Origin of the sequence: Nonomuraea sp. NPDC049504, assembly GCF_040676845.1 — a bacterium.
GTDB classification, from domain to species: domain Bacteria; phylum Actinomycetota; class Actinomycetes; order Streptosporangiales; family Streptosporangiaceae; genus Nonomuraea; species Nonomuraea salmonea.
Map to the genome: position 1 here is coordinate 19,381 of NZ_JBFAPT010000031.1, position 19,163 is coordinate 38,543.

Annotated in this window: 21 protein-coding genes; 14 read left to right on the forward strand and 7 right to left on the reverse strand. The window is 72.1% G+C overall.

The genetic code is table 11. From position 1 onward, the window contains the following. Positions 1 to 21 precede the first annotated feature (21 nt). From AB0K28_RS41980 to AB0K28_RS42005, 6 genes are read left to right on the forward strand one after another with little or no spacing between them, the layout of a single operon-like run. Positions 22 to 870, forward strand: a complete 849-nt coding sequence (locus AB0K28_RS41980; RefSeq protein ID WP_364381488.1) for an amino acid ABC transporter permease — start codon at positions 22 to 24, stop codon at positions 868 to 870. Further along, entirely contained in the window at positions 867 to 1,673 is an 807-nt protein-coding gene (locus tag AB0K28_RS41985) for an amino acid ABC transporter ATP-binding protein (RefSeq protein WP_364381491.1), read from the forward strand. Before AB0K28_RS41980 ends, AB0K28_RS41985 begins: the two co-directional genes overlap by 4 nt. Then, complete coding sequence (locus AB0K28_RS41990; RefSeq protein ID WP_364381494.1) at positions 1,670 to 2,791, forward strand: CapA family protein; 1,122 nt, start codon at positions 1,670 to 1,672, stop codon at positions 2,789 to 2,791. The genes AB0K28_RS41985 and AB0K28_RS41990 overlap by 4 nt, the downstream gene beginning before the upstream one ends. Continuing rightward, positions 2,784 to 4,022 carry a CoA transferase gene (locus tag AB0K28_RS41995; protein ID WP_364381497.1) on the forward strand — a complete coding sequence of 413 codons (1,239 nt, stop codon included), beginning with the start codon at positions 2,784 to 2,786 and terminating at the stop codon, positions 4,020 to 4,022. The genes AB0K28_RS41990 and AB0K28_RS41995 overlap by 8 nt, the downstream gene beginning before the upstream one ends. Position 4,023: 1 nt before the next feature. Next, positions 4,024 to 5,088, forward strand: a complete 1,065-nt coding sequence (locus AB0K28_RS42000; RefSeq protein ID WP_364381500.1) for a 2-hydroxyacyl-CoA dehydratase family protein — start codon at positions 4,024 to 4,026, stop codon at positions 5,086 to 5,088. Then, positions 5,076 to 6,398, forward strand: a complete 1,323-nt coding sequence (locus tag AB0K28_RS42005; RefSeq protein WP_364381503.1) for a 2-hydroxyacyl-CoA dehydratase family protein — start codon at positions 5,076 to 5,078, stop codon at positions 6,396 to 6,398. Before AB0K28_RS42000 ends, AB0K28_RS42005 begins: the two co-directional genes overlap by 13 nt. On the opposite strand, the gene AB0K28_RS42010 is transcribed toward AB0K28_RS42005, so the two are convergent. Continuing rightward, positions 6,308 to 7,183 carry a PaaX family transcriptional regulator C-terminal domain-containing protein gene (locus AB0K28_RS42010; protein WP_345404783.1) on the reverse strand — a complete coding sequence of 292 codons (876 nt, stop codon included), beginning with the start codon at positions 7,181 to 7,183 and terminating at the stop codon, positions 6,308 to 6,310. The genes AB0K28_RS42005 and AB0K28_RS42010 overlap by 91 nt on opposite strands. A gap of 105 nt (positions 7,184 to 7,288) precedes the next feature. On the opposite strand from AB0K28_RS42010, the gene AB0K28_RS42015 reads away from it, so the two are divergent. From AB0K28_RS42015 to AB0K28_RS42030, 4 genes are read left to right on the forward strand one after another with little or no spacing between them, the layout of a single operon-like run. Next, a complete protein-coding gene (locus AB0K28_RS42015; RefSeq protein WP_364381506.1) occupies positions 7,289 to 8,215 on the forward strand; it encodes an SDR family NAD(P)-dependent oxidoreductase in 927 nt (308 codons plus the stop codon). An 8-nt stretch (positions 8,216 to 8,223) separates the two neighbouring features. After that, positions 8,224 to 9,099: an amidohydrolase family protein gene (locus tag AB0K28_RS42020; protein ID WP_364381714.1), complete on the forward strand. Its 876-nt coding sequence runs from the start codon at positions 8,224 to 8,226 to the stop codon at positions 9,097 to 9,099. After that, positions 9,099 to 9,557, forward strand: a complete 459-nt coding sequence (locus tag AB0K28_RS42025) for a MaoC family dehydratase (RefSeq protein WP_345404778.1) — start codon at positions 9,099 to 9,101, stop codon at positions 9,555 to 9,557. The genes AB0K28_RS42020 and AB0K28_RS42025 overlap by 1 nt, the downstream gene beginning before the upstream one ends. Positions 9,558 to 9,599: 42 nt before the next feature. Continuing rightward, positions 9,600 to 11,144, forward strand: coding sequence for a long-chain fatty acid--CoA ligase (locus tag AB0K28_RS42030; RefSeq protein WP_364381509.1), 1,545 nt, complete (start codon positions 9,600 to 9,602; stop codon positions 11,142 to 11,144). On the opposite strand, the gene AB0K28_RS42035 is transcribed toward AB0K28_RS42030, so the two are convergent. Further along, positions 11,104 to 11,676, reverse strand: coding sequence for a TetR family transcriptional regulator (locus AB0K28_RS42035; protein WP_345404770.1), 573 nt, complete (start codon positions 11,674 to 11,676; stop codon positions 11,104 to 11,106). The two genes, AB0K28_RS42030 and AB0K28_RS42035, sit on opposite strands and share 41 nt — an antisense overlap. A gap of 86 nt (positions 11,677 to 11,762) precedes the next feature. Here AB0K28_RS42035 and AB0K28_RS42040 point away from each other — a divergent pair, with 86 nt between their 5' ends. Continuing rightward, complete coding sequence (locus AB0K28_RS42040) at positions 11,763 to 12,560, forward strand: SDR family NAD(P)-dependent oxidoreductase (protein ID WP_364381512.1); 798 nt, start codon at positions 11,763 to 11,765, stop codon at positions 12,558 to 12,560. A 6-nt stretch (positions 12,561 to 12,566) separates the two neighbouring features. On the opposite strand, the gene AB0K28_RS42045 is transcribed toward AB0K28_RS42040, so the two are convergent. Continuing rightward, entirely contained in the window at positions 12,567 to 13,511 is a 945-nt protein-coding gene (locus tag AB0K28_RS42045; RefSeq protein ID WP_345404764.1) for a hypothetical protein, read from the reverse strand. A 150-nt stretch (positions 13,512 to 13,661) separates the two neighbouring features. On the opposite strand from AB0K28_RS42045, the gene AB0K28_RS42050 reads away from it, so the two are divergent. After that, positions 13,662 to 14,180 carry a pyridoxamine 5'-phosphate oxidase family protein gene (locus AB0K28_RS42050; RefSeq protein WP_364381515.1) on the forward strand — a complete coding sequence of 173 codons (519 nt, stop codon included), beginning with the start codon at positions 13,662 to 13,664 and terminating at the stop codon, positions 14,178 to 14,180. Positions 14,181 to 14,232: 52 nt separating this feature from the next. Next, the gene (locus tag AB0K28_RS42055) at positions 14,233 to 15,165 is read left to right on the forward strand and encodes a hypothetical protein (RefSeq protein ID WP_364381517.1); all 933 of its coding nucleotides are present in this window, start codon (positions 14,233 to 14,235) and stop codon (positions 15,163 to 15,165) included. 7 nt (positions 15,166 to 15,172) lie between these two features. Here the strand turns inward: AB0K28_RS42055 and AB0K28_RS42060 are convergent, their stop codons facing one another. The 3 genes from AB0K28_RS42060 to AB0K28_RS42070 form a co-directional block, all read right to left on the reverse strand. Continuing rightward, a complete protein-coding gene (locus AB0K28_RS42060) occupies positions 15,173 to 16,003 on the reverse strand; it encodes a ChbG/HpnK family deacetylase (protein WP_364381520.1) in 831 nt (276 codons plus the stop codon). Beyond that, positions 16,000 to 17,373 carry an MFS transporter gene (locus AB0K28_RS42065; protein WP_364381523.1) on the reverse strand — a complete coding sequence of 458 codons (1,374 nt, stop codon included), beginning with the start codon at positions 17,371 to 17,373 and terminating at the stop codon, positions 16,000 to 16,002. Before AB0K28_RS42065 ends, AB0K28_RS42060 begins: the two co-directional genes overlap by 4 nt. A gap of 278 nt (positions 17,374 to 17,651) precedes the next feature. After that, positions 17,652 to 18,047, reverse strand: a complete 396-nt coding sequence (locus tag AB0K28_RS42070; protein ID WP_364381526.1) for a hypothetical protein — start codon at positions 18,045 to 18,047, stop codon at positions 17,652 to 17,654. Between the two features lie 376 nt (positions 18,048 to 18,423). On the opposite strand from AB0K28_RS42070, the gene AB0K28_RS42075 reads away from it, so the two are divergent. Then, entirely contained in the window at positions 18,424 to 18,840 is a 417-nt protein-coding gene (locus AB0K28_RS42075; RefSeq protein ID WP_345404743.1) for an STAS domain-containing protein, read from the forward strand. Here AB0K28_RS42075 and AB0K28_RS42080 read toward each other — a convergent pair. Then, positions 18,830 to 19,162: a helix-turn-helix domain-containing protein gene (locus tag AB0K28_RS42080; RefSeq protein ID WP_345404740.1), complete on the reverse strand. Its 333-nt coding sequence runs from the start codon at positions 19,160 to 19,162 to the stop codon at positions 18,830 to 18,832. The two genes, AB0K28_RS42075 and AB0K28_RS42080, sit on opposite strands and share 11 nt — an antisense overlap. Position 19,163: the final 1 nt, after the last annotated feature.

Genomic DNA, 19,163 nt, shown 5'->3' on the forward strand with positions numbered 1-19,163 from the left:
TTCGCCCCCGCGGAAGCCGGCATGGACACCCCCATGCACGCCCACGAGGACATCGCGTCCGCCCGGCCCCGCGTCCGCCCCCTGCGCTGGGTGGCCGGAGCCGTGCTGCTCGTGCTGGCCGCGCAGTTCGCCTGGTTCCTGCTCACCAACCCGCGCTTCGAGTGGGCGGTGGCCGGCGAATACCTCTTCGACCCGAACATCCTGCGCGGCCTCGGCATGTCGCTGCTGCTCACCGTGATCGGCATGACGCTGGGCAGCCTGCTCGGGGTGCTGCTCGCGGCCGGCCGGCTGAGCGGGTTCAAGCCGGTGGCCTGGGCCTGCGGGATCTACGTGGCGATCTTCCGCGGCATCCCGCCGCTGGTGCAGCTGATCTTCTGGTTCAACCTCGGCTACCTGCTGCCGCGCATCTCGCTGGGCATCCCGTTCGGGCCGACGTTCGTCTCGTGGCCGACCAACTCCGTGATCAGCTCGCTGACCGCGGCGATCATCGGGCTCACCCTGCACGAGGCCGCGTACATGGCGGAGATCGTCAGGGCGGGCATCCTGGCCGTGGACCACGGGCAGCGTGACGCGGCCCGCGCGATGGGGTTCACCGCCGGGCAGGGGTTCGTCAAGGTCGTGCTGCCCCAGGCGATGCGGGTGATCGTGCCGCCCACCGGCAGCCAGTTCATCAGCCTGCTCAAAGGCACCTCGCTGGTCAGCGTGATCGCGATGGCCGACCTGCTCTACTCCGTGCAGGTGATCTACAACAGGACGTACGAGATCGTGCCGCTGCTGATCGTGGCCTGCGCCTGGTATCTCGCGGTGGTCACCGTGCTCTCGCTCGGCCAGCGACGCCTGGAGCGGCACTTCGGGAGGGGGCAGCGGTGAGCGACACGCCGGTCCTGCACGTCCGTGACGTGCGCAAGCGGTTCGGCGGCCACGCGGCGCTCGACGGGGTGAGCCTCGACGTGCACGAGGGCGAGGTGGTCACCGTCATCGGCCCGTCCGGGTCGGGCAAGTCCACGCTGGTGCGCTGCGTCCACCAGCTGGAGAGCATCGACGGCGGGGCGATGTACCTCGACGGGGAGCTGCTCGGCTACGAGAGGCACCGGGGCCACCTGCGCCCGCTGCCGGACCGCAAGGTGGCCGCCCAGCGCAGCCGCATGGGCATGGTCTTCCAGCAGTTCAACCTGTTCGGCCACTGGAGCGTGCTGCGCAACGTGGTCGAGGCGCAGGTGGCGGTGCACGGCCGCGACCCCGGGCAGGCGCGCGCTGAGGCGCTGCGGCTGCTGGAGCGGGTGGGGCTGGCCGGCAAGGCGGACGCCCATCCCCGGATGCTCTCCGGCGGCCAGCAGCAGCGCGTCGCCATCGCCAGGGCCCTGGCCACGAACCCCCGGATCATGCTGTTCGACGAGCCGACCAGCGCCCTGGACCCCGAGCTGGTGGACGAGGTGCTGAGCGTCGTGCGCGACCTGGCGCGCGGCGGCATGACCATGATCATCGTGACGCACGAGATGAGCTTCGCCCGCGAGGTGGCCGACCGCTGCGTCTTCATGGAGGACGGCCGCGTGGCCGCGACCGGCACGCCGAAGGAGATCTTCGACGCCCCCTCGTCGCCCCGCCTGCGCAGCTTCCTGTCGCGCTTCACCGGCCAGGCCGGAAAGACCCCTGTAGAGGAGAGCACGTCTTGAGTCTCACGGTGATGGCCGTCGGCGACCTGGTCGTCGACGAGCCCGATCCCGCGTCCTTCTTCGTCCCCGCCCGGGAGACGCTGAGCCGGGGCGGCGTGGTGATCGGCCACGTGGAGGTGCCGCACAGCACGTCCACCGCCCAGGTCAGCACCGACGTGCCGGCGCCGCCCGCCGACCCCGCCGCGCTGCGCGCGGTCGCCGAGGCCGGTTTTCACGTGGTGACGCTCGCGGGCAACCACGTCTACGACGTCGGCGACCAGGGCGTGGCCGACACCATCAAGTACGCGACGGAGGCCGGGATGGCCACCGCCGGCGCCGGGATGACGCTGGCCGAGGCCCGCCGTCCCGCGATCGTGACCCGCGACGGGCTGCGGGTCGGCGTGCTGAGCTACAACTGCGTCGGCCCCCGCGAGTCGTGGGCGACCAGCCGCAAGCCGGGCTGCGCGTACGTCAAGGTGCTCACCCACTACGAGCTCGACCACGCCAGCCCCGGCGGCCCGCCCGAGATCTACACCTTCGCCGACCCGGCGGGGCTGGAGCGGATGGCGGCCGACGTCGAGGCCCTGTCGGGCGAGGCCGACGTGGTGCTGGTGTCGCTGCACAAGGGCGTCGGGCACACGCCGGCCGTGCTCGCGATGTACGAGCGGCCGGTCGCGCACGCCGCGATCGACGCGGGCGCGCAGGCGGTGTTCGCGCACCACGCCCACATCATGCGGGGCGTCGAGATGTACCGGGGCAAGCCGATCTATCACGGGCTGGGCAACTTCGTGACCGTCACCCACGCGCTGACACCCGCGTCGGGCGACGAGGGCGAGCGGGCCGAGTGGGCGCGCCGCAGGGTCGAGCTGTACGGCTTCGCCCCCGACCCGGACATGCCGTACTACCCGTTCCATCCGGAGAGCCGCAACACCGCGATCGCGCTGTGCCGCTTCGACAGGGACGGCCTGATCTCGGCCGGTCTCGTGCCGTGCTGGATCGACGACGCGGGCCGCCCGGTGCCGCTCGGCGACGACGAGGAGGGCCGCGAGGTGGTGGCCTACATCGAGCGCATCACGCGGCAGGCCGGCCTGAAGACGGAGTTCCGCTGGGAGGGTGACGAGGTGGTGCTGCGTGGCTGAGCGCCCGCTGGCCGGCCGTACGGTGATCGACCTGACCACCGCGCTGTCCGGCCCGTACGCGACCCTGCTGCTGGCCGGGCTCGGCGCCCGCGTCATCAAGGTGGAGAACCCGCTGACCGGCGGCGACAGCTCCCGCAACAACGCCCCCTACCTCGGCGCGGCCGGGCTGTCGCTGGCCCGCGGCGCCGAGGACGACATGTCGGTGTCGATGCTCCTGCGCGGCCGCAACAAGCAGAGCGTCACGCTCAACCTCAAGCATCCCCGGGCGCGCGACGTGCTGGGCGGGCTGGTCAAGGTCTCCGACATCATGATCGACAACTACAGCGCGGGCGTGACGGCCCGGCTCGGCATCGATCACGACTGGGCGAGCGCGATCAACCCGCGCATCGTGTGCACGTCGATCAGCGGCTTCGGCGGGCAGGGCGGCCCCGGCTCCGGCAAGGCGATGGACACCATCATCCAGGCGCTGAGCGGCGTGATGATGACCGCGGGCGCGCCCGGCGAGCCGCCGGTCCGCTTCGGGCTGCCGGTGGGCGACCTGGTCGCGCCGCTGTACGCGGTGATCGGCACGCTGGCCGCGGTCCTGCGGGCCGACGCGACGGGCCAGGGCCAGCACGTGGACGTGTCCATGCTCGGGGCGCTCACCTCACTGGTGGCGTGCGAGCCGTTCGACGCCTACGAGAAGCTGGGCCTGCCCATGCGGACGGGGGCGACCGTGCCCAGGCTGGCGCCGTTCGGCACGTTCAGGGCCGCGGACGGCTGGTTCGCCTTGTGCGGGCCCACCGACGCCTTCGCGCGCGGCCTGTTCACCGCGATGGGCCACGACGACCTGGCCGCCGACCCCCGGTTCGCCTCCCGCGACGCGCGGGTGGCCAACGCCGGGGAGCTGCACGAGCTGGTGGGCGCGTGGGCGGCGGACCGTCCGCTCGCCGAGGTGCTCGACCTGCTGGCGCGGCACGGCGTGCCGGCCGCCGAGGTGCGCGAGCCGGGCGACGCCGTACGCGACCCGCTGGTGCTGGAGCGCGAGGAGGTCGTGCCGCTGACGCATCCCCGGCACGGCGACCCCGGCGACCTGTACGGCACGGGCGTGCCGATCCGCTTCTCCGGCTCGGAGGCGGCGCTCGACCGGCCGGCGCCGGGGCTGGGCGAGCACAACGACGAGATCTACGGCGGGCTGCTCGGCTACTCGGCCGACGAGCTGAAGACGCTGGCCGACGAAGGGGTGATCTGACGTGGGCGGCGCACTGGCGGCGCTTGAGGAGGCGTACGCCCGCCGCAGCCGGCAGGGCTCTTCCGTTGGGTACGTCGGCGCTGACGTGCCGGTCGAGCTGCTGACCGCCGCCGGGCTGCGCGCGATCCGGCTCACCGGCGACCCGGAGTCCGGCTCGGAGCTCGGCGACCGCTACCTGGGACGCGGGGTGGACCCGGCGGCCCGCTCGGTGCTCACCCGGCTGCTCGACGGCGCCTTCGGCGACCTGGACCGGGTGGTGGTCAGCCACGACTGCGAGGCGTCGCTGCGGCTGTTCTACGCGCTGCGCGAGCTGCGCCGCGTGGAGCCGGGCCGGGGGCTGCCCGAGGCGTACCTGGTGGACCTGCTGCACCTGCCGCACCGCACGACCGCCCGCTACAACCGGCGCAGGGTCGGCGAGTTCGCCGCCCGCCTGGAGGCGTGGACCGGCCGCAGGCTCGACCTCGCGGGGGCGGTGGCGGCGCACGACGAGCGGCGCCGGCTGCTGGCCGCCGTCGCCGAGCTGCGCAGGATCGTGCCCGCCCGGCTCACCGGGCGGCAGTTCCTCGCGGCGGCGAACGCCGCCCTGCCGGTGACCGAGCACATCGCGCTGCTGGCCAGGCTGCTGTCGGAGGCGGACCGGCTCGACGAGCACACCGGGCGGCGGGTCTTCCTGAGCGGCAGCGCCCACGACACGCCGCACGTGTACGAGGCCATCGAGGCCGAGGGCCATGTGATCGTCGGTGAGGACCACTCCTTCGGCGACCTCGCCGTCACCGGCCCGGTGGGCACGGCGAGCCTCGACGCGCTGGCCGAGCACTACCATCGCGGCACCCTGACCGCGCACCGGGCCACGCCGGGCGCGCGGGCCGCGTACGCGGCGGTGGCCGTCCGCCGCTGCCGGGCCGAACTGTTCGTCTCCTACTGCCGCGAGTCCGACGAGGCGCCGGCGTGGGACTTCCCCGCGCAGCGCGCGGCCCTGGACATCCCGGCCGTGCTGCTCGAACACCAGGAGTACGGGCGCGCCGACCTGGCCGCCCTGCGGAAGGAACCGGCATGCCCGAAGTGAGCTCGCGCAGCGTGAAGTCCCTCGCCACGGCGGGGGAGGCGGGCAGGCACCAGCGCGAATGGTTCGCCGACCTGCGCCGCCGGGTCGCCGCCGGTGAGCCGTTCGCGCTGCTCAACGCGGACGTCCCGCACGAGATCTTCCGCACGATGGACATCCCGTACGCCGTCGGCCAGTGGTGGGCGTCCCTGGTGACCGCCAAGCAGCGCTCGGGGCACTACCTCGGCCTCGTACGGCAGCGCGGCTACCCCGACTACTCCGAGCAGTACAACGCGGTCACCCTCGGCTCCGCGTTCGACCCGGACCCCGACGCGGGCCCGTGGGGCGGCCTGCCGAAACCGGACATCATCGTCGGCGACGCCACCGGCGACGTCACCCGCAAGATCTTCGACGTCTGGGGACACGAGCCGGGCGTCACCTTCTTCCCCCTGGAGAGCGCGGCCGAGAACGAGGTGCCGGTCAACTGGTGGGAGCTGATGCCGCACCGGTGGGAGGAGGCCGTCGGCCCGGCCCGGCTCGACCTGCTCACCGCGGAGCTGGAGAACCTCGTCAGGTTCCTGGAGACGACCACCGGCAGGCGGTTCGACGAGTCCCGCTTCCGCCAGGTGATGGCCCTGGTCAACGAGCAGGAGGAGTGGAACAGGAAGGCCCGCGACCTCATCGCCCGCGCCCGCCCGGCGCCGCTCGGCGTGGTGGACAGCATCCCCAGCGTCATGCTGCCGCAGTGGCACCGCGGCACCGAGTGGGCCCGCGACCTCGCCAAGAGCTTCTACGAGGAGGTGCGCGAGCGCGTGGACGCGGGCGTCGGCGCCTGCGAGAAGGAGCGGGCCAGGCTGATGTGGATCGGCCGCGGCCTCTGGTACGACATGGGCTTCTACCAGCGCTTCCAGGAGGAGTACGGCGCGGTCTTCGTCTGGTCGATGTACCTCGCCATCGCCGCCGACGGCTACATCCGCTACGGCGACGACCCCATGCGGGCGCTGGCGGCGCGCTTCGCCGCGTTCGGCGACCAGCTCTACACGCCGCCGTGGTCGAGCGAGTGGTACGTCAAGGAGGCCCGCCTGCACGGCATCGACGGCGTCGTGCACCTGGTCTCCGACGACCCCAGGGGCAGCTACTTCACGGCCAGGGCGCTGGAGTCGGCCGGGTTCCCGGTGATCGAGGTGCACGCCGACAACGTCGACACCCGCACCTTCGGCGGCGACGTGGCGGAACAGGTCGGTCAGTGGCTGGAGACCGTGGTCCTGCCGCGCTCGGGGTCGTCGGACGTCTCGACGATCTCCGAGGCGAGCTTCGCCGCGGGCGGCTCATAGACGCGGGCCAGCCGGTGGAAGACCTGCTCGGCGCGGATCGCCGGCCAGCCGGGCGGCAGGTGCTCGGCGGGCAGGTGCGGGTCCTGCCGGATGAGCTGCAGCCAGTCGGTGTGCAGGAGGAGCTGGCGGGCGAGGTCGTCGGCCGCCTCGGGCGCCGGGTGAGCGGTGTCCCAGCGGTCGAGGAAGGCGCGGTAGCGGCCGGCGATCTCGTCGATGGCGAACGCCTTGCGCACGATGTCGGCCGACTCCGTGGGGCCGAGCGCCCTGGCCTGCAGCACGGTGACGTGGTCGGAGACCCGCAGGTCGCTCGCCTCCAGGGAGGCGAGGATGCCGTGCACGTCCTTGGTGCCCGGCGCGATCCACAGGCCGCTCTGCAGCAGGCCGAAGCCGGCCCAGATGAGCTGGGAGCGCAGGTCGTGCCGGGTGGAGCTGTCGGGCAGCGAGAACCCGACGAGCGTCCAGGTGCCGTCCCAGGCGCGGTTGACCGCGCCGGTCTCCCAGACGCGCCGGCGCCCGTCCTCCAGCACCTCCTCCGCGCGTTCGGTGAGCCCGAAGTACGTCTTGCGTCCCCGCCGGTGGCGGGCCAGCAGGCCGCGCTTGGCCATGCGGGCCAGCGTGGACCTGACCGCCTCCTCGGAGACGCCGAGCCGGGCGAACACCTCGATGAGGCTGCCGGAGTAGACGGCGACGCCCCGGCCCAGGACGTAGACGCCCAGGAAGCTGAGCAGCAGGGACTGCGGCCGCGCGGCCGCCTGTCGGGAGTCGTTCCCCTCGGTACGCGTCACAGCACGAGCGTAGGCAGGCCGCTAACGTTGGGCAAATCTTTGACGCCCGTCAGAACAGTGACATATATTCGCTTTCGTCCGCCTTATCACTTCAGGGGGAATCCCATGGATCTTTCCGGCAAGGTCGCCGTTGTCACAGGTGCGGGCCGCGGGCTCGGCCGCGCGTACGCCGAGGCACTGGCCGCGGCCGGAGCGGCGGTGATCGTCAACGACGTGGACGCCGAAGCGGCGGCCCAGGTCGTCGCGGGCATCACCGGCAAGGGCGGCCGGGCCCGCGAGGTCGTCGCCCCGGTCGGCTCCGCCAAGGCGGCCGAGCAGCTGGTCGAGACCGCCGTCAGCGAGTTCGGCCGGCTGGACGTGATGGTGACCAACGCCGGCATCCTGCGCGACAAGGTGCTGTGGAAGATGTCGGACGACGACTTCGACGCCGTCATCGACGTGCACCTGCGCGGCACCTTCACCTGCGCGCGGGCCGCCGCTATCAAGATGCGCGAGCAGGGCGAGGGCGGGCGGCTGATCCTCATCTCCTCGCCCGCCGGACAGCGCGGCAACTTCGGCCAGACCAACTACGCCGCCGCCAAGGCCGGCATCGTGGCCATGGCGCGGACCTGGGCGATGGAGCTGGCCAGGGCGAACGTCACGGTCAACGCGGTCGTCCCGGTCGCGGCGACGGAGATGACCAAGACCATCCCCGCCTTCGCGCCCGTCATCGAGGAGTCCGAGCGGACCGGCGAGCCGTTCCCCGCCTGGCTCCGTAAGGACGAGGGCATGGGCACCGTCGAGGACGTCGCCGGGCTCATCGTCTTCCTCGCCTCGGACGCCTCCGCCGGGATCACCGGCCAGGCGATCGGGATCGGCGGCGACCGCCTCGCGCTGTGGTCGCACCCCGCCGAGAAGGCCGTCGCCTTCGCCGACGGAGGCTGGACGGCCGACGCCATCGCCGAGTCGTGGCAGGCGGGCGTCGGCGCCGAGCCCGAGACGTACGGGATCCCCGCCCCCAAGGCGCCCGCCGACTCCGGGCAGGGTGCCTGATGCCGGCCATGGACGTCGCCGGCCTGGTCGCGATCGACGTGCACACCCACGCCGAGATCTCCAAGGACGGCCACCGCTCGCTCAGCCCCGAGCTGTTCGGCGCCTCGGAGGAGTACTTCAAGGCCCACGGCCACCGGCAGCCGACGATCGCCGAGACGGCCGCGTACTACCGGGAGCGGAAGATGGCCGCGGTGGTGTTCACCGTGGACGCCGAGCACGCCACCGGGCACCCGCGCATCGCGAACGAGGAGGTCGCCGAGGGCTGCGCCGAGCACGCGGACGTGCTGATCCCGTTCGCCAGCGTCGACCCGTGGAAGGGCAGAGCGGGGGTGCGCGAGGCGCGGCGGCTGGTCAACGAGCACGGCGTGCGCGGCTTCAAGTTCCACCCCAGCATCCAGGGCTTCGCCCCCAACGACCCCATGGCCTACCCGCTGTACGAGGCCATCGAGGAGCTGGGCGTGCCCGCCCTGTTCCACACCGGGCAGACCGGCATCGGCGCGGGTGTGCCAGGCGGAGGCGGCATCCGGCTCAGGTACAGCAACCCGCTGCTGGTGGACGACGTCGCCGTGGACTTCCCCGAGCTGCGGATCATCCTCGCCCACCCCTCGTTCCCCTGGCAGGACGAGGCCCTCGCGGTCGCCACGCACAAGCCGTACGTCTACATCGACCTGTCCGGCTGGTCGCCGAAGTACTTCCCGCCGCAGCTCGTCAGGTACGCCAACTCGCTGCTGAAGGACAAGGTGCTCTTCGGCTCCGACTACCCCGTGATCACCCCGGACCGCTGGCTGAGCGACTTCGACAAGCTCGAGATCAAGCCCGAGGTCCGCCCGAAGATCCTCAAGGACAACGCCGCCCGCCTGCTCGGCTTGAAGGAGAACGCCTGATGACGACCACCGCGCACGGACTGACGGAGCTCAGGGCCCTGGCCGGCAAGGACCTCGGCCACAGCGCCTGGCTGGAGATCTCCCAGGACCGCGTCAACACCTTCGCCGACGCCACGAACGACCACCAGTGGATCCACGTCGATCCGGTCAGGGCCGCGGACGGGCCGTTCGGCGGGACGATCGCGCACGGCTACCTGACGCTGGCGCTGCTCATCCCGCTGTTCACCGAGCTGCTCGACATCCAGGGCGTCAAGATGAGCATCAACTACGGCCTGGACAAGGTGCGCTTCCCCAGCCCGGTCAAGGTGGGCGCGCGGGTGCGGCTGGGGGCGGTCGTCGCCTCCGTCGAGGACGTCCCGAACGACGGCGTGCAGATGCACCTCGACTTCAAGGTCGAGATCGAGGGCTCGGACCGGCCGGCCTGCGTCGCCCGCGCCATCTACCGCCACTACGCCTGACTCGCCGGTCCTCGTCGATCCCCCTCGCCGACAGGAGACCCCATGCGCAACACCGGACTGGGAGGCTGGCCCGCCCGCCGGGCCATGATGACGCCGGAGCGGACCGCGTTCGTCTTCGATGACCGTTCCGTCACCTACGCCGAGGTCCACGACAGGACGGCGCGGCTGGCGGCTCAGCTGCGCGCCTCAGGAGTGGGGGCGGGTGACCGGGTCGCCTACCTCGGGCGTAACCATCCGGCCTTCGTCGAGACGATGTTCGCCGCGCACCTGCTGGGCGCGATCTTCGTACCGCTGAACTTCCGGCTGGCGGCGCCTGAGGTGGCGTACATGCTGGACCATTCGGGCGCGGAGACGCTGATCTACGCGCCCGAGTGCGCCGGCGTCGTCCACGCCCTGCCGGACGGGCCGCGGCGGCGGGTCGCGCTCGGCGAGGGGCAGTACGAGAGCTGGCTCGCCCAGGGCGACCCCACCCCGATCGACACGCCCGTGGACCTCGCCGACCCGGCGCTCATCCTCTACACCTCGGGCACGACGGGCCGCCCCAAGGGCGCCACGCTCACCCACGGCAACCTGGTGTGGAACTGTTTCAACCTGCTGCTCGGCGTGGACGTCACCAGTGACGAGACGACGCTGATCAGCGCGCCGCTGTTCCACGTCGCGGCCCTCAACCAGACGCTGCTGCCGACCTTCCTCAAGGGCGGCCGCTCGGTGATCATGCCGTCGTGGGAGGTGGACGCGTGCTACGACCTCATCGACAAGTACGGCGTCACCTGGATGTTCGGGGTGACCACGATGTTCGCCGCGTTCGCCCGCTCGCCCCGGTGGGCCGGGGCCGACCTGTCGTCGCTGCGGCACCTCATGGCGGGCGGGGCGTCGGTGCCGGCCGCGCTGATCCGCACGTACCAGGAGCGCGGGCTGGTGTTCTGCCAGGGCTACGGGCTCACCGAGACCGCTCCCGGCGCCACCTTCCTGGAGGCCGACCAGAGCGTGCGCAAGGTGGGGTCGGCGGGTGTGCCGGTGTTCTTCTCGAACGTCCGGGTCGTACGGCCCGACGGCACCGACGCGGCGGCCGGGGAGCCGGGCGAGGTGCTCATCCAGGGTCCGAACGTCACCCCCGGCTACTGGCGTGACCCCGAGGCGACCAGGGCCGCGTTCTCCGACGGCTGGTTCCACTCGGGCGACCTCGCCGTGCTGGACGAGGACGGTCATCTGTACGTGGTCGATCGGGTGAAGGACATGTTCATCTCGGGAGGGGAGAACGTCTACCCGGCCGAGGTGGAGGCGGCGATCTTCGAGCACCCGGCGGTCGCCGAGGTGGCCGTGCTCGGCGCGCCGGACGCCAAGTGGGGCGAGGTCGGCCGCGCGTTCCTGGTGCTGCGTCCCGGGGCGCACGTCACGGCCGGTGAGCTGCGGGACTTCCTGCGTCCGCGCCTGGCCGCGTACAAGATCCCCGCCCACGTCGAGGTCGTGGGCGACTTGCCGAAGACCGGCTCCGGCAAGATCCACAAGCCCCGCCTGCGCGGCCTCCCGCTGCCCGCCGACGCCCTCAGGCCAGGACCTGGAGGAGGTCACGGATCCGGCGGGTGAGGTCGTCGGGGCCGGCGTCCTTGAGCGCGTCCGTGCCGATGACGCTGCGCATCAGCCACACCCCCGCCTGCAGGGCCAGCATCAGCTCGGCCCGGACCGCCGCCCCCTCCCCCGCCAGCTCCTCGGTGAGGTGCCTGCCGGGGTGCCGGGCGATCGCCGCCCGCATGATCTCCGCCGCCCTGGGGTCGGCCGCCGACCTCAGCATGAGCAGGAACGGCCCCAGCTCGTCCGCGCCGGGCGCGGTCCGCGCCACCAGCGTGCGCGCCGTCTCCCCCGCCAGCTCCGCGCCGGTGCCGGAGATCACCGTACGCGGCGCGAAGGCCGCGTCCACCGCCTCGGCGAACAGCTGCTCCTTCGACCCGAAGTAGCGGTTGATGAGCATCGCGGTCACGCCCGCCTTCGCGGCGATGTCGCGGACGCCCACGCCGGCGTAGCCGTGTGCGGTGAAGGCGGCGATCGCCGCTTCCAGGATCGCCTGCCGGGTGGCGGCGGCGTCGCGCCGGCGTTTCACGGGTGCCTCGGGAGCCATCATGTCTACAACCGTATACTATGCCGGTAGTCTACGACTGTAGACATTTTGTGTGCCCTGGTCAGAAAGGGCACGATCTGAGGAGCACCATGGAACTCCACCTGGCAGGCAGGCGCGCCCTCGTCACCGGCTCCAGCTCGGGGCTCGGCGCCGCCATCGCCACCGCCCTGGCCGCAGAGGGAGCGGAGGTCGTCGTGCACGGGCGCGACGCGGCGCGCGCCGAAGCGGTCGCCGCCACCATCAGGGCCGCGGGAGGCAGCGCCGACGTGGCCGTCGGCGACCTCGCCACCGACGACGGCGCCGCTGCCACGGCCGCCGCCGCGCTGGCGGGCGGGCCGATCGACGTCCTGGTCAACAACGCCGGCTCCTACCCGCACCGGGGGTGGGAGGCCACCGCCGAGGACTGGCGGCGGACGTACGAGGTGAACGTCGTCTCCGGCGTCCGCATGATCCAGCGCCTGCTCCCCGGCATGCGCGAGCGCGGCTGGGGGCGGGTCGTCCAGATCGGCGGCGGGCTGGCCCTGCAGCCGGGCGCCGACCTGCCGCACTACACCGCCACTCTGGCCGCCCGCCACAACCTTGCGGTCTCGCTCGCGCGTGAGCTCGCGGGCACCGGGGTCACGTCCAACACGGTCGCGCCCGGCGCCATCCTGGTCGACTCCGTCCAGCGCCTGCTCACCGATCTCGCGCCCGCGCGGGGGTGGGGCGAGACGTGGGCGGAGATCGAGCGGAACGCCATCGCCGAGCTGGTGCCCAACGACGCCGGCCGCCTGGGGCGTCCCGACGAGATCGCCGCCGCCGTGCTCTACTTGTGCAGCCCGCTCGCCGACTACGTCACGGGCACCACGCTCCGGGTGGACGGCGGCACGATCCGCGGCGTCCACTGACGCCGGTCAGGAGATCAGGCCGAAGCCCTTGATCGCGCGGGTGAAGTGCCCGCTCAGCTCGTCGTCGATGCGCTTGGAGGCGTCGGCGGTGAGCAGGTCCGTCGCGGGGGCGGTGATGGCCGAGGCGCGGATCTCCGTGGCCGTGGCCCCGCGCAGGGCCGCCGCCTGGACCGGGGCGAGGAACCTGCCGCCGCGCAGCAGGTCATCGAGTTCGGCCAGGTCGGCGTCCGTGGCGACGCGGCGTACGCGCTGGAGTTCCTCGCTCGCGGTGTCCCCACGGCTCGCCTGGACGAGGCGGGTCAGCGCCCACTCGAGGAACAGCACCGGCACGCCGATCACCCTGCCCAGCCCGCGCCCCATCGAGCCCATGCCGGAGTAGGCGCCGGACGGGGCTCCGACCGAGCCGAGCGTGGCGCCGATGCGGGTGTAGACGTCGGACCTGCCCGGCGCCTCCTCGCCCTGCAGCAGCGACTCGCGCCAGACGGCCAGCGTGGTGAGCGCGCCGCCGACGATCCGGCCGTCGTCGGGCTCCGATGCGTACGCCCTGGCCAGCAGCACCACCCGTTGCCGGGGCGACAGCACGAGCCACGGCGGCAGCCCGATGAGCAGCACGCGGCGCCGTCCTGCCCGCATGACCTCGGTGGTCACGGCGAGGTCCCGCACCGCCAGCGCCGCAGGAGGCGGCACCCGCATCGCGCGGGCCACCCGCTCCGCGGTCGCGTGCAGCTGGGGCGCGGCGGCGCGGTCGAGCGGCTCGGCGTCGGCGGGCAGGCGGCGCGCCCTGGGCAGCAGCAGCACGCCGATCCCGATCAGCACGAAGCCGACCAGCCAGAAGACCGCGAGGTGGGCGTTCATCCAGATGATCCAGCAGCCCAGGGCCATGAACGCCAGGGTCAGCGCGTGGACGAGGAGTGACAAGAGCAGCGCCGCCGCGCTGGAGACCCGCCGCATACGACCGTGCTCCCCCTCCGGGCTCGATGCCGCGATTGAATCAGGGCTGCGATCATCAGGCCAGGAAACAAGACACAAGGTGTCGGCTTTTCGGTCGAACATGGTCGCATCGGTCCGCGAACCGCGGCCTTCAGATAGCTAAGGACTCTCATGCGCGAAACACCGGAAGACCTTCAGCAGCTCCAGGACCTGCTCGACGCCTCGCTGTCCCGCTCCACCTCGCATCTCCAGTCGATCGTCACCGACCGGACCCTCACGGCGGAGCAGCTCACCCAGGTCCTCACGGGCATGTGCACGCTGGCCCTGTCCACCGTGACGGCCAAGGGCGAGCCGCGGATCAGCGGCGCCGACGGGCACTTCCTGCGCGGCAAGTGGCACTTCGGCACGGCGCGCACCGCCGCCAAGGCCCGCCACCTCGCGGCCCGCCCGGCCGCCAGCGTGGCGCACATGCGGGGCGAGGACCTGGGCGTGTTCACGCACGGCACGGTGGAGATCCTCAACCCCGAGGACGGTGAGCCCGCCGCGGACTGGCCGGACCTGCTGGCCTACTTCAAGGACTTCTACGGCGGCGACGCCTTCGACTGGGACAACGAGGTCGTCTACTACCGGCTGCACCCGCACTGGATGACCGTCTACGCCGCCGACCCCGCCAAGCTCACCGCCCCATAAGCCGTCCGATATGTTCTCTCCGGCATGTCCGTAATTTCGGATTGGGGGGCGCATGTCGGTACGCCGGACGGTGCTGGGCCTGGCCGTGGTCGCCGGCCTGGCCGGTTGCGGGACGCTGCCGCCGCCGGTCCCCGGGCTGGCCCGGCCGTCCGCCGTGGCGAAGGCCACCTCCTCTCCGGCCACCCCACCGCCCAGCCCCAGCGCCAGCGCGACCCCTACCCCCTCCCCCAGCAGGCCGGCGCTGACCGCCGCGCAGGCCAGGCAGGAGATGCGGCAGTGGCTGGGCACGTACAACAAGACCATCAAGAAGGCGAAGTGGTGGCGGAAGAACAGCACGCTGGACGCGCTGTTCGTGGAGGGGGCCCTGCACGAAGGCGTGCTCGAACGCAACCACGAGGACTTCGGGCAGCAGCCGGAGCACCGGCCGATCAACGTCCAGGGCACGCCGGTGATCTACCTGCCGCGGCCGGAGAACCAGCCGGACAACGACGAGTGGTTCATGGCGCGGGCGACGTACAAGGACGTCAAGGGGCATGTGCGCGCCCACCTGCTGGCCTTCCTGCGCACCGGCGGCGAGCCCTTCAGGCTGGCCGTCGTGACCCCGGTGCACTGGGGGCAGCGCGTGCCGAAGCCGAAGCTGGACGCGGACGGCTACATCACCGACATCGGTGACGACATGGCCCGCGCGGTGGCGCTGGAGTACCAAAACTTCTGGAACCACGAGAAGAAGGAGGGCGCCTCCGGCTACCGGCTGGCCAAGGACAGCTTCAGCCGCAAGGCGTTCCCCGAGGTCTACAAGGGCCTGTACGTCGCTTTCCATGGCCGCAGCTCGGTCTACGGCTTCCGTACCGCCGACGGCGGCTCGCTGTTCCTGTTCGCCATGCTGAACAAGCCGCAGAGCGTCAACCAGGTGCTGAGCGAGGCGCTGTTCGTGCCCAAGGGCAGCAGGACGATCCAGGAACTGGGCGCGAACTGGTTCTCCTGACGCCGGCTCAGCTCCACCAGCCGGGGACGACCTCGACGTCCTCGCGGTCGAGCGCCGCGTGCCACACCGGGTCGCGCAGCAGCCGCGCCTCCCACGTGCGCACGATGCCGTCGGGGCCGGTGACGGCGTCCTCGCGGGAGGGGTGCAGGAACAGCTCGCTGGTGCCCTCCGGCAGGGCGGCGAGCCGGCGCAGGTAGTCGTCGCGGAGCCGTTCGTACGAGCCGAGGTCGGCGGCCGTGCCGCGGTTGGTGGCGATCGTCTCCGGCAGCGCGACGCCGAGTGCGTCGGCCAGCGCGATCGCGCTCTCGTGGGCGGCGGCGAGCGGCGGCGGCAGGGGCCCGCCGATGTACGGCGCGGGGTCGCGGGGCAGCCGGAAGGCCAGGCCGTGGCGGGCGCACCAGTGCAGCGACTCGGCGAGGAACGACCTGCCGTGCAGGCCGTAGAGCGTGCCGGCGTGGGAGTCGGCCGCCACGGGCGCGAGGTCGTGCGCGCGCATCCAGCGCAGCTGGGCGTCGGCCTCGCGGAGCACGTCGTCGGCCTGCCCGCGGGCGGCGAAGGCGAAGGGGTCGTCGCTGAGCGTCCCGTCGGCGTCGGCGATGCTCGCGGCGCCGTTGAGCGGCCGCCAGCGCGGCACCCCGCGTTCGCTGGTCAGCGTGACGTGCAGGCGCGGCAGCACGCCCAGCTCGCGCACCCGCCGCGCGGCCCGCCCGGCCTCGGGCGAGACGCAGATGAGGGTGGTGGCGCTGACGTGGCCCTCGGCGAGCAGGCCGGCGATGACCTCGGTCGTGCCGGGCTCGCGGCCGAGGTCGTCGGCGGTGATGACCAGCCGGCGGCTCATCGCGGCTGCTCCACGGCCGGCGCGCCGTCGGTGCCGGGCGGCTGCTGCTCGGCCGGCGTCTCGATCGGTACGGAGATGAAGCGGGCCGCGACCGCGCCGATGGCGGTCAGCACGAACGGATAGACGCACAGGTAGATGCGGAACGCCAGCCCGGGGTCGCCGCCCGGGTCGTCGCCCGAGTTGTAGCCGAAGAACACGCCGAGCGAGGTGAGCGCGAGCCCGGTGACGACGCCGTTGAGCCGGGAGAAGAAGCCGAACGCCGACAGGAAGAGCCCTTCGCGGTGCTCGCCGTTGCGTGCCGCGTCGGCGTCGAGGACGCGCGCGACGATGAGGTCGTTGGTGGCCAGCATGCCCGACCAGCCGGCGCCGACCAGCACGCCGGCGGCGATCGCGGTGACGAGGTCGGTGGCGAGGAAGAGACCGGCGAAGCTGACAGCGAGCACGGCGAAGGCGAGCCGCCAGGTCCACAGCGCGCCGCGCAGGGCGACGACCCGCGTCCAGGCGACCAGGCCGCCCGCCGAGACGAGGATGACGATCCCTTGCAGGTAGAGCGCGTGGCCGACGGGCAGCCCGAGCGAGTAGCGCACGTACAGCTGGATGCCCGACAGCACGAGCGCCATCGCGATGCCGTAGCAGGCGCCGGTGAGCCCGACCGTCCAGAACAGCCGGTTGCGCAGGATCGACCCGACGCTGCGCAGCAGCATGGGGCGTTCGCGGGTGGCGTAGCGGGGGTTCTCGCGGGCGCTGAGCGCCATGAACACGATCACCGCGACCGCGATGACGCCGTAGATGATCGCCGTGGTGCGGAAGCCCTGCGTGGAGGTCTCGGTGCCGAACACCTGCGTCGTCAGCACCGGCGTGACCGCCAGCGAGATCACCAGCGCGACGAGCTGGAAGCCCTGGCGCAGGCTGTTGGCCACGGCCCGCTCGCGCTCGCGCGGGTAGAGCTCGGGCAGCAGCGCGCCGTAGTTCGCGTTGAGCATCGAGTCGAAAGCCTCGCACAGGATGGCGAACACCGCGAACCACAGCAGCAGGCCCATGCCCTCCAGCGACTCCGGCGCCGAGAAGAACGCGATCATGCAGGCCGCCAGCATCGGCGCGCCCACGAGCAGCCAGGGGCGGCGGCGGCCGAAGCGGGTGCGGGTGCGGTCGGACAGGTGGCCGAGGACCGGGTTGTCGATGGCGTCGATGACCGCGTAGATCGCCATGACCACGCCGTAGGCGCGTACGTCGAGCCCGAGGATGTCGACGTAGAACAGGATCATCGATCCCTTGATCATGTTGATCGGGATGGAGGTGCCGAACATTCCGATGGCGTAGCGCCAGGCGGGAGTCCGTCCCGGGGAGGGGGCCGGGCCGGGCAGGGACACGCGATCACCTTCTCTGCCGTCGCGACTGCGGCGCCGACGCACCGCACGGCGTCACCTTCGCAGGGCGAGGCGAACGGCGGGTGAGGCGCGGGGGTGCCGGACGTCGACAGACAGTGTCGCGCGCGGGGATCGCGAGCAGGTCACGGAATCAGCCCTGACGCTGGTGGGGCGCTGCTGGGCCGCTGCAGGGGCGTGCTGGGGCGCTGCCGTGATGCCGCCCGGACGCGCGAGCGCCGCCGTGGGCCCGTTGTGGGGCTCCGCGGCGGCGCGCGCTCCGGTCAGATGGCCAGCAGGTCGAATCCCCCGTTGGCGAGCTGCCCCGTGTTGGTGTCGTACACGGTGACGGTGATGGTGTTGTGCCGGTAGCACGTCGTGGACGGGTTACGGTAGGCGATGTTCGGCAGCCTCCGCGGTTCGCGCGGAGTGAGCTGGATGAGCGTGTGGGGCGCGGACACCGAGTGATCGAGCTGGACGCAGTACCTGCCAGTGCCCGCCCGCCACGACCGCACGACGTTCGTCCCGTTGTTGAGGCTGCCGTCGGAGTTGATGATGGCCGCGGCGGAGTCGTAGAAGTCCGCCGGGCTCTGGGATTCGGCGAGCGCGGGAGACGCCGCTGCCGTGATGAGACCGGCGACCGTCAGAGCGAAAGCGCCTGACACAGTACGACGGAGCATGTGTTTTCCTTTCGATCGCGTCCCGATAGGAAGCAAGAAAGAAAGTAAGTCCGCGTGTGCCGGGACGCCGCTCGCCACCCCGACAAAGATGATCAAGAAACCTTGGCGGTTCGTAAGAGAACCCGTGACCAAGCCGCGAGTGGCATCCGTTCCCCACAACCGTCACAGGCGAATCCATGGGGAATCACGGCGACGGTAAAAGAACGCTTCCGGGTCTCCCCTTTTTGCCCCCGCAAGCCATTCGCGCCCCGATTCGGCGGCCATTCCGGCTGTCCCGGGAATGTCGTCTCCTTTACGCGTCCTCCGACCTCTGTACGCCCGTCCCCCGCGCCGTTACCGTAGGGCTGCGAACTTCTCGTGGTGGGGGAGGATGCCCGTGCCGGAACTGACGTTCGCCACGCAGCGGCTTCCGGGGGTGAGCGTGATCTCCGTGGCGGGCGAGATCGACGCCGTAACGGCCGTCCTGCTCGACCGTCATCTGCGCGCCGCCCGCCGCGCACCCCATGAGCACCTGGTCATCGACCTCAGCGACGCTCACTTCCTGGGCAGCGCCGGGCTGCGGGTCCTGCTCAACACCCATGCCTTCGCCCGCCAGCACGGCGGCACCCTGCGCCTGGCGGCGCCGCATCCCCGGCTGGCGGCGATGATGAGGATCACCCGCGCGCACACGGTTCTGCACGTGCACGACACCGTCGAAGAAGCCGTACTGGCCGCCCTGCGCCTGCCAGCCCCGGTGACGCGGCCGGCCATCGAGGCCGCCCCCTTGACGCCTCAGCCCGGGGTCACTCGGTGACCTTCTCCGGCTCCGGGTTCGTCAGGTCGTGCTGGGTGAACATGTCGATGAGGAGGCGGACGGGCAGGCCGGCCTCGGTCGGGTAGCGGAAGCGGGCTTCGGGGTTGAGGCTGTACTCGTTGCGCCGCCCCACGCGGTCGATGGTGACGTAGCCGGCCTGCTGGAGGTCGGAGACGATGCCCTGGACGGCGCGCTCGGTGATGCCGATGCCCGCGGCGATGTCGCGGACGCGGGCGCGCGGGTTGCGGGCGATCTCCACCAGCACGCGGGCGTGGTTGGTCAGGAAGGTCCAGGAGCCGGACCGATTGCTGGACGTGCTCACG

Excerpts from the sequence above, each read along its gene's own strand:
- AB0K28_RS41980 (WP_364381488.1), top strand. The coding sequence starts at position 22 with ATGGACACCCCCATGCACGCCCACGAGGACATCGCGTCCGCCCGGCCC.
- AB0K28_RS42005 (WP_364381503.1), top strand. The coding sequence starts at position 5,076 with ATGCCCGAAGTGAGCTCGCGCAGCGTGAAGTCCCTCGCCACGGCGGGG.
- AB0K28_RS42015 (WP_364381506.1), top strand. The coding sequence starts at position 7,289 with ATGGATCTTTCCGGCAAGGTCGCCGTTGTCACAGGTGCGGGCCGCGGG.
- AB0K28_RS42020 (WP_364381714.1), top strand. The coding sequence starts at position 8,224 with ATGGACGTCGCCGGCCTGGTCGCGATCGACGTGCACACCCACGCCGAG.
- AB0K28_RS42025 (WP_345404778.1), top strand. The coding sequence starts at position 9,099 with ATGACGACCACCGCGCACGGACTGACGGAGCTCAGGGCCCTGGCCGGC.
- AB0K28_RS42030 (WP_364381509.1), top strand. The coding sequence starts at position 9,600 with ATGCGCAACACCGGACTGGGAGGCTGGCCCGCCCGCCGGGCCATGATG.
- AB0K28_RS42035 (WP_345404770.1), bottom strand. The coding sequence starts at position 11,676 with ATGATGGCTCCCGAGGCACCCGTGAAACGCCGGCGCGACGCCGCCGCC.
- AB0K28_RS42040 (WP_364381512.1), top strand. The coding sequence starts at position 11,763 with ATGGAACTCCACCTGGCAGGCAGGCGCGCCCTCGTCACCGGCTCCAGC.
- AB0K28_RS42045 (WP_345404764.1), bottom strand. The coding sequence starts at position 13,511 with ATGCGGCGGGTCTCCAGCGCGGCGGCGCTGCTCTTGTCACTCCTCGTC.
- AB0K28_RS42050 (WP_364381515.1), top strand. The coding sequence starts at position 13,662 with ATGCGCGAAACACCGGAAGACCTTCAGCAGCTCCAGGACCTGCTCGAC.
- AB0K28_RS42055 (WP_364381517.1), top strand. The coding sequence starts at position 14,233 with ATGTCGGTACGCCGGACGGTGCTGGGCCTGGCCGTGGTCGCCGGCCTG.
- AB0K28_RS42060 (WP_364381520.1), bottom strand. The coding sequence starts at position 16,003 with ATGAGCCGCCGGCTGGTCATCACCGCCGACGACCTCGGCCGCGAGCCC.
- AB0K28_RS42070 (WP_364381526.1), bottom strand. The coding sequence starts at position 18,047 with ATGCTCCGTCGTACTGTGTCAGGCGCTTTCGCTCTGACGGTCGCCGGT.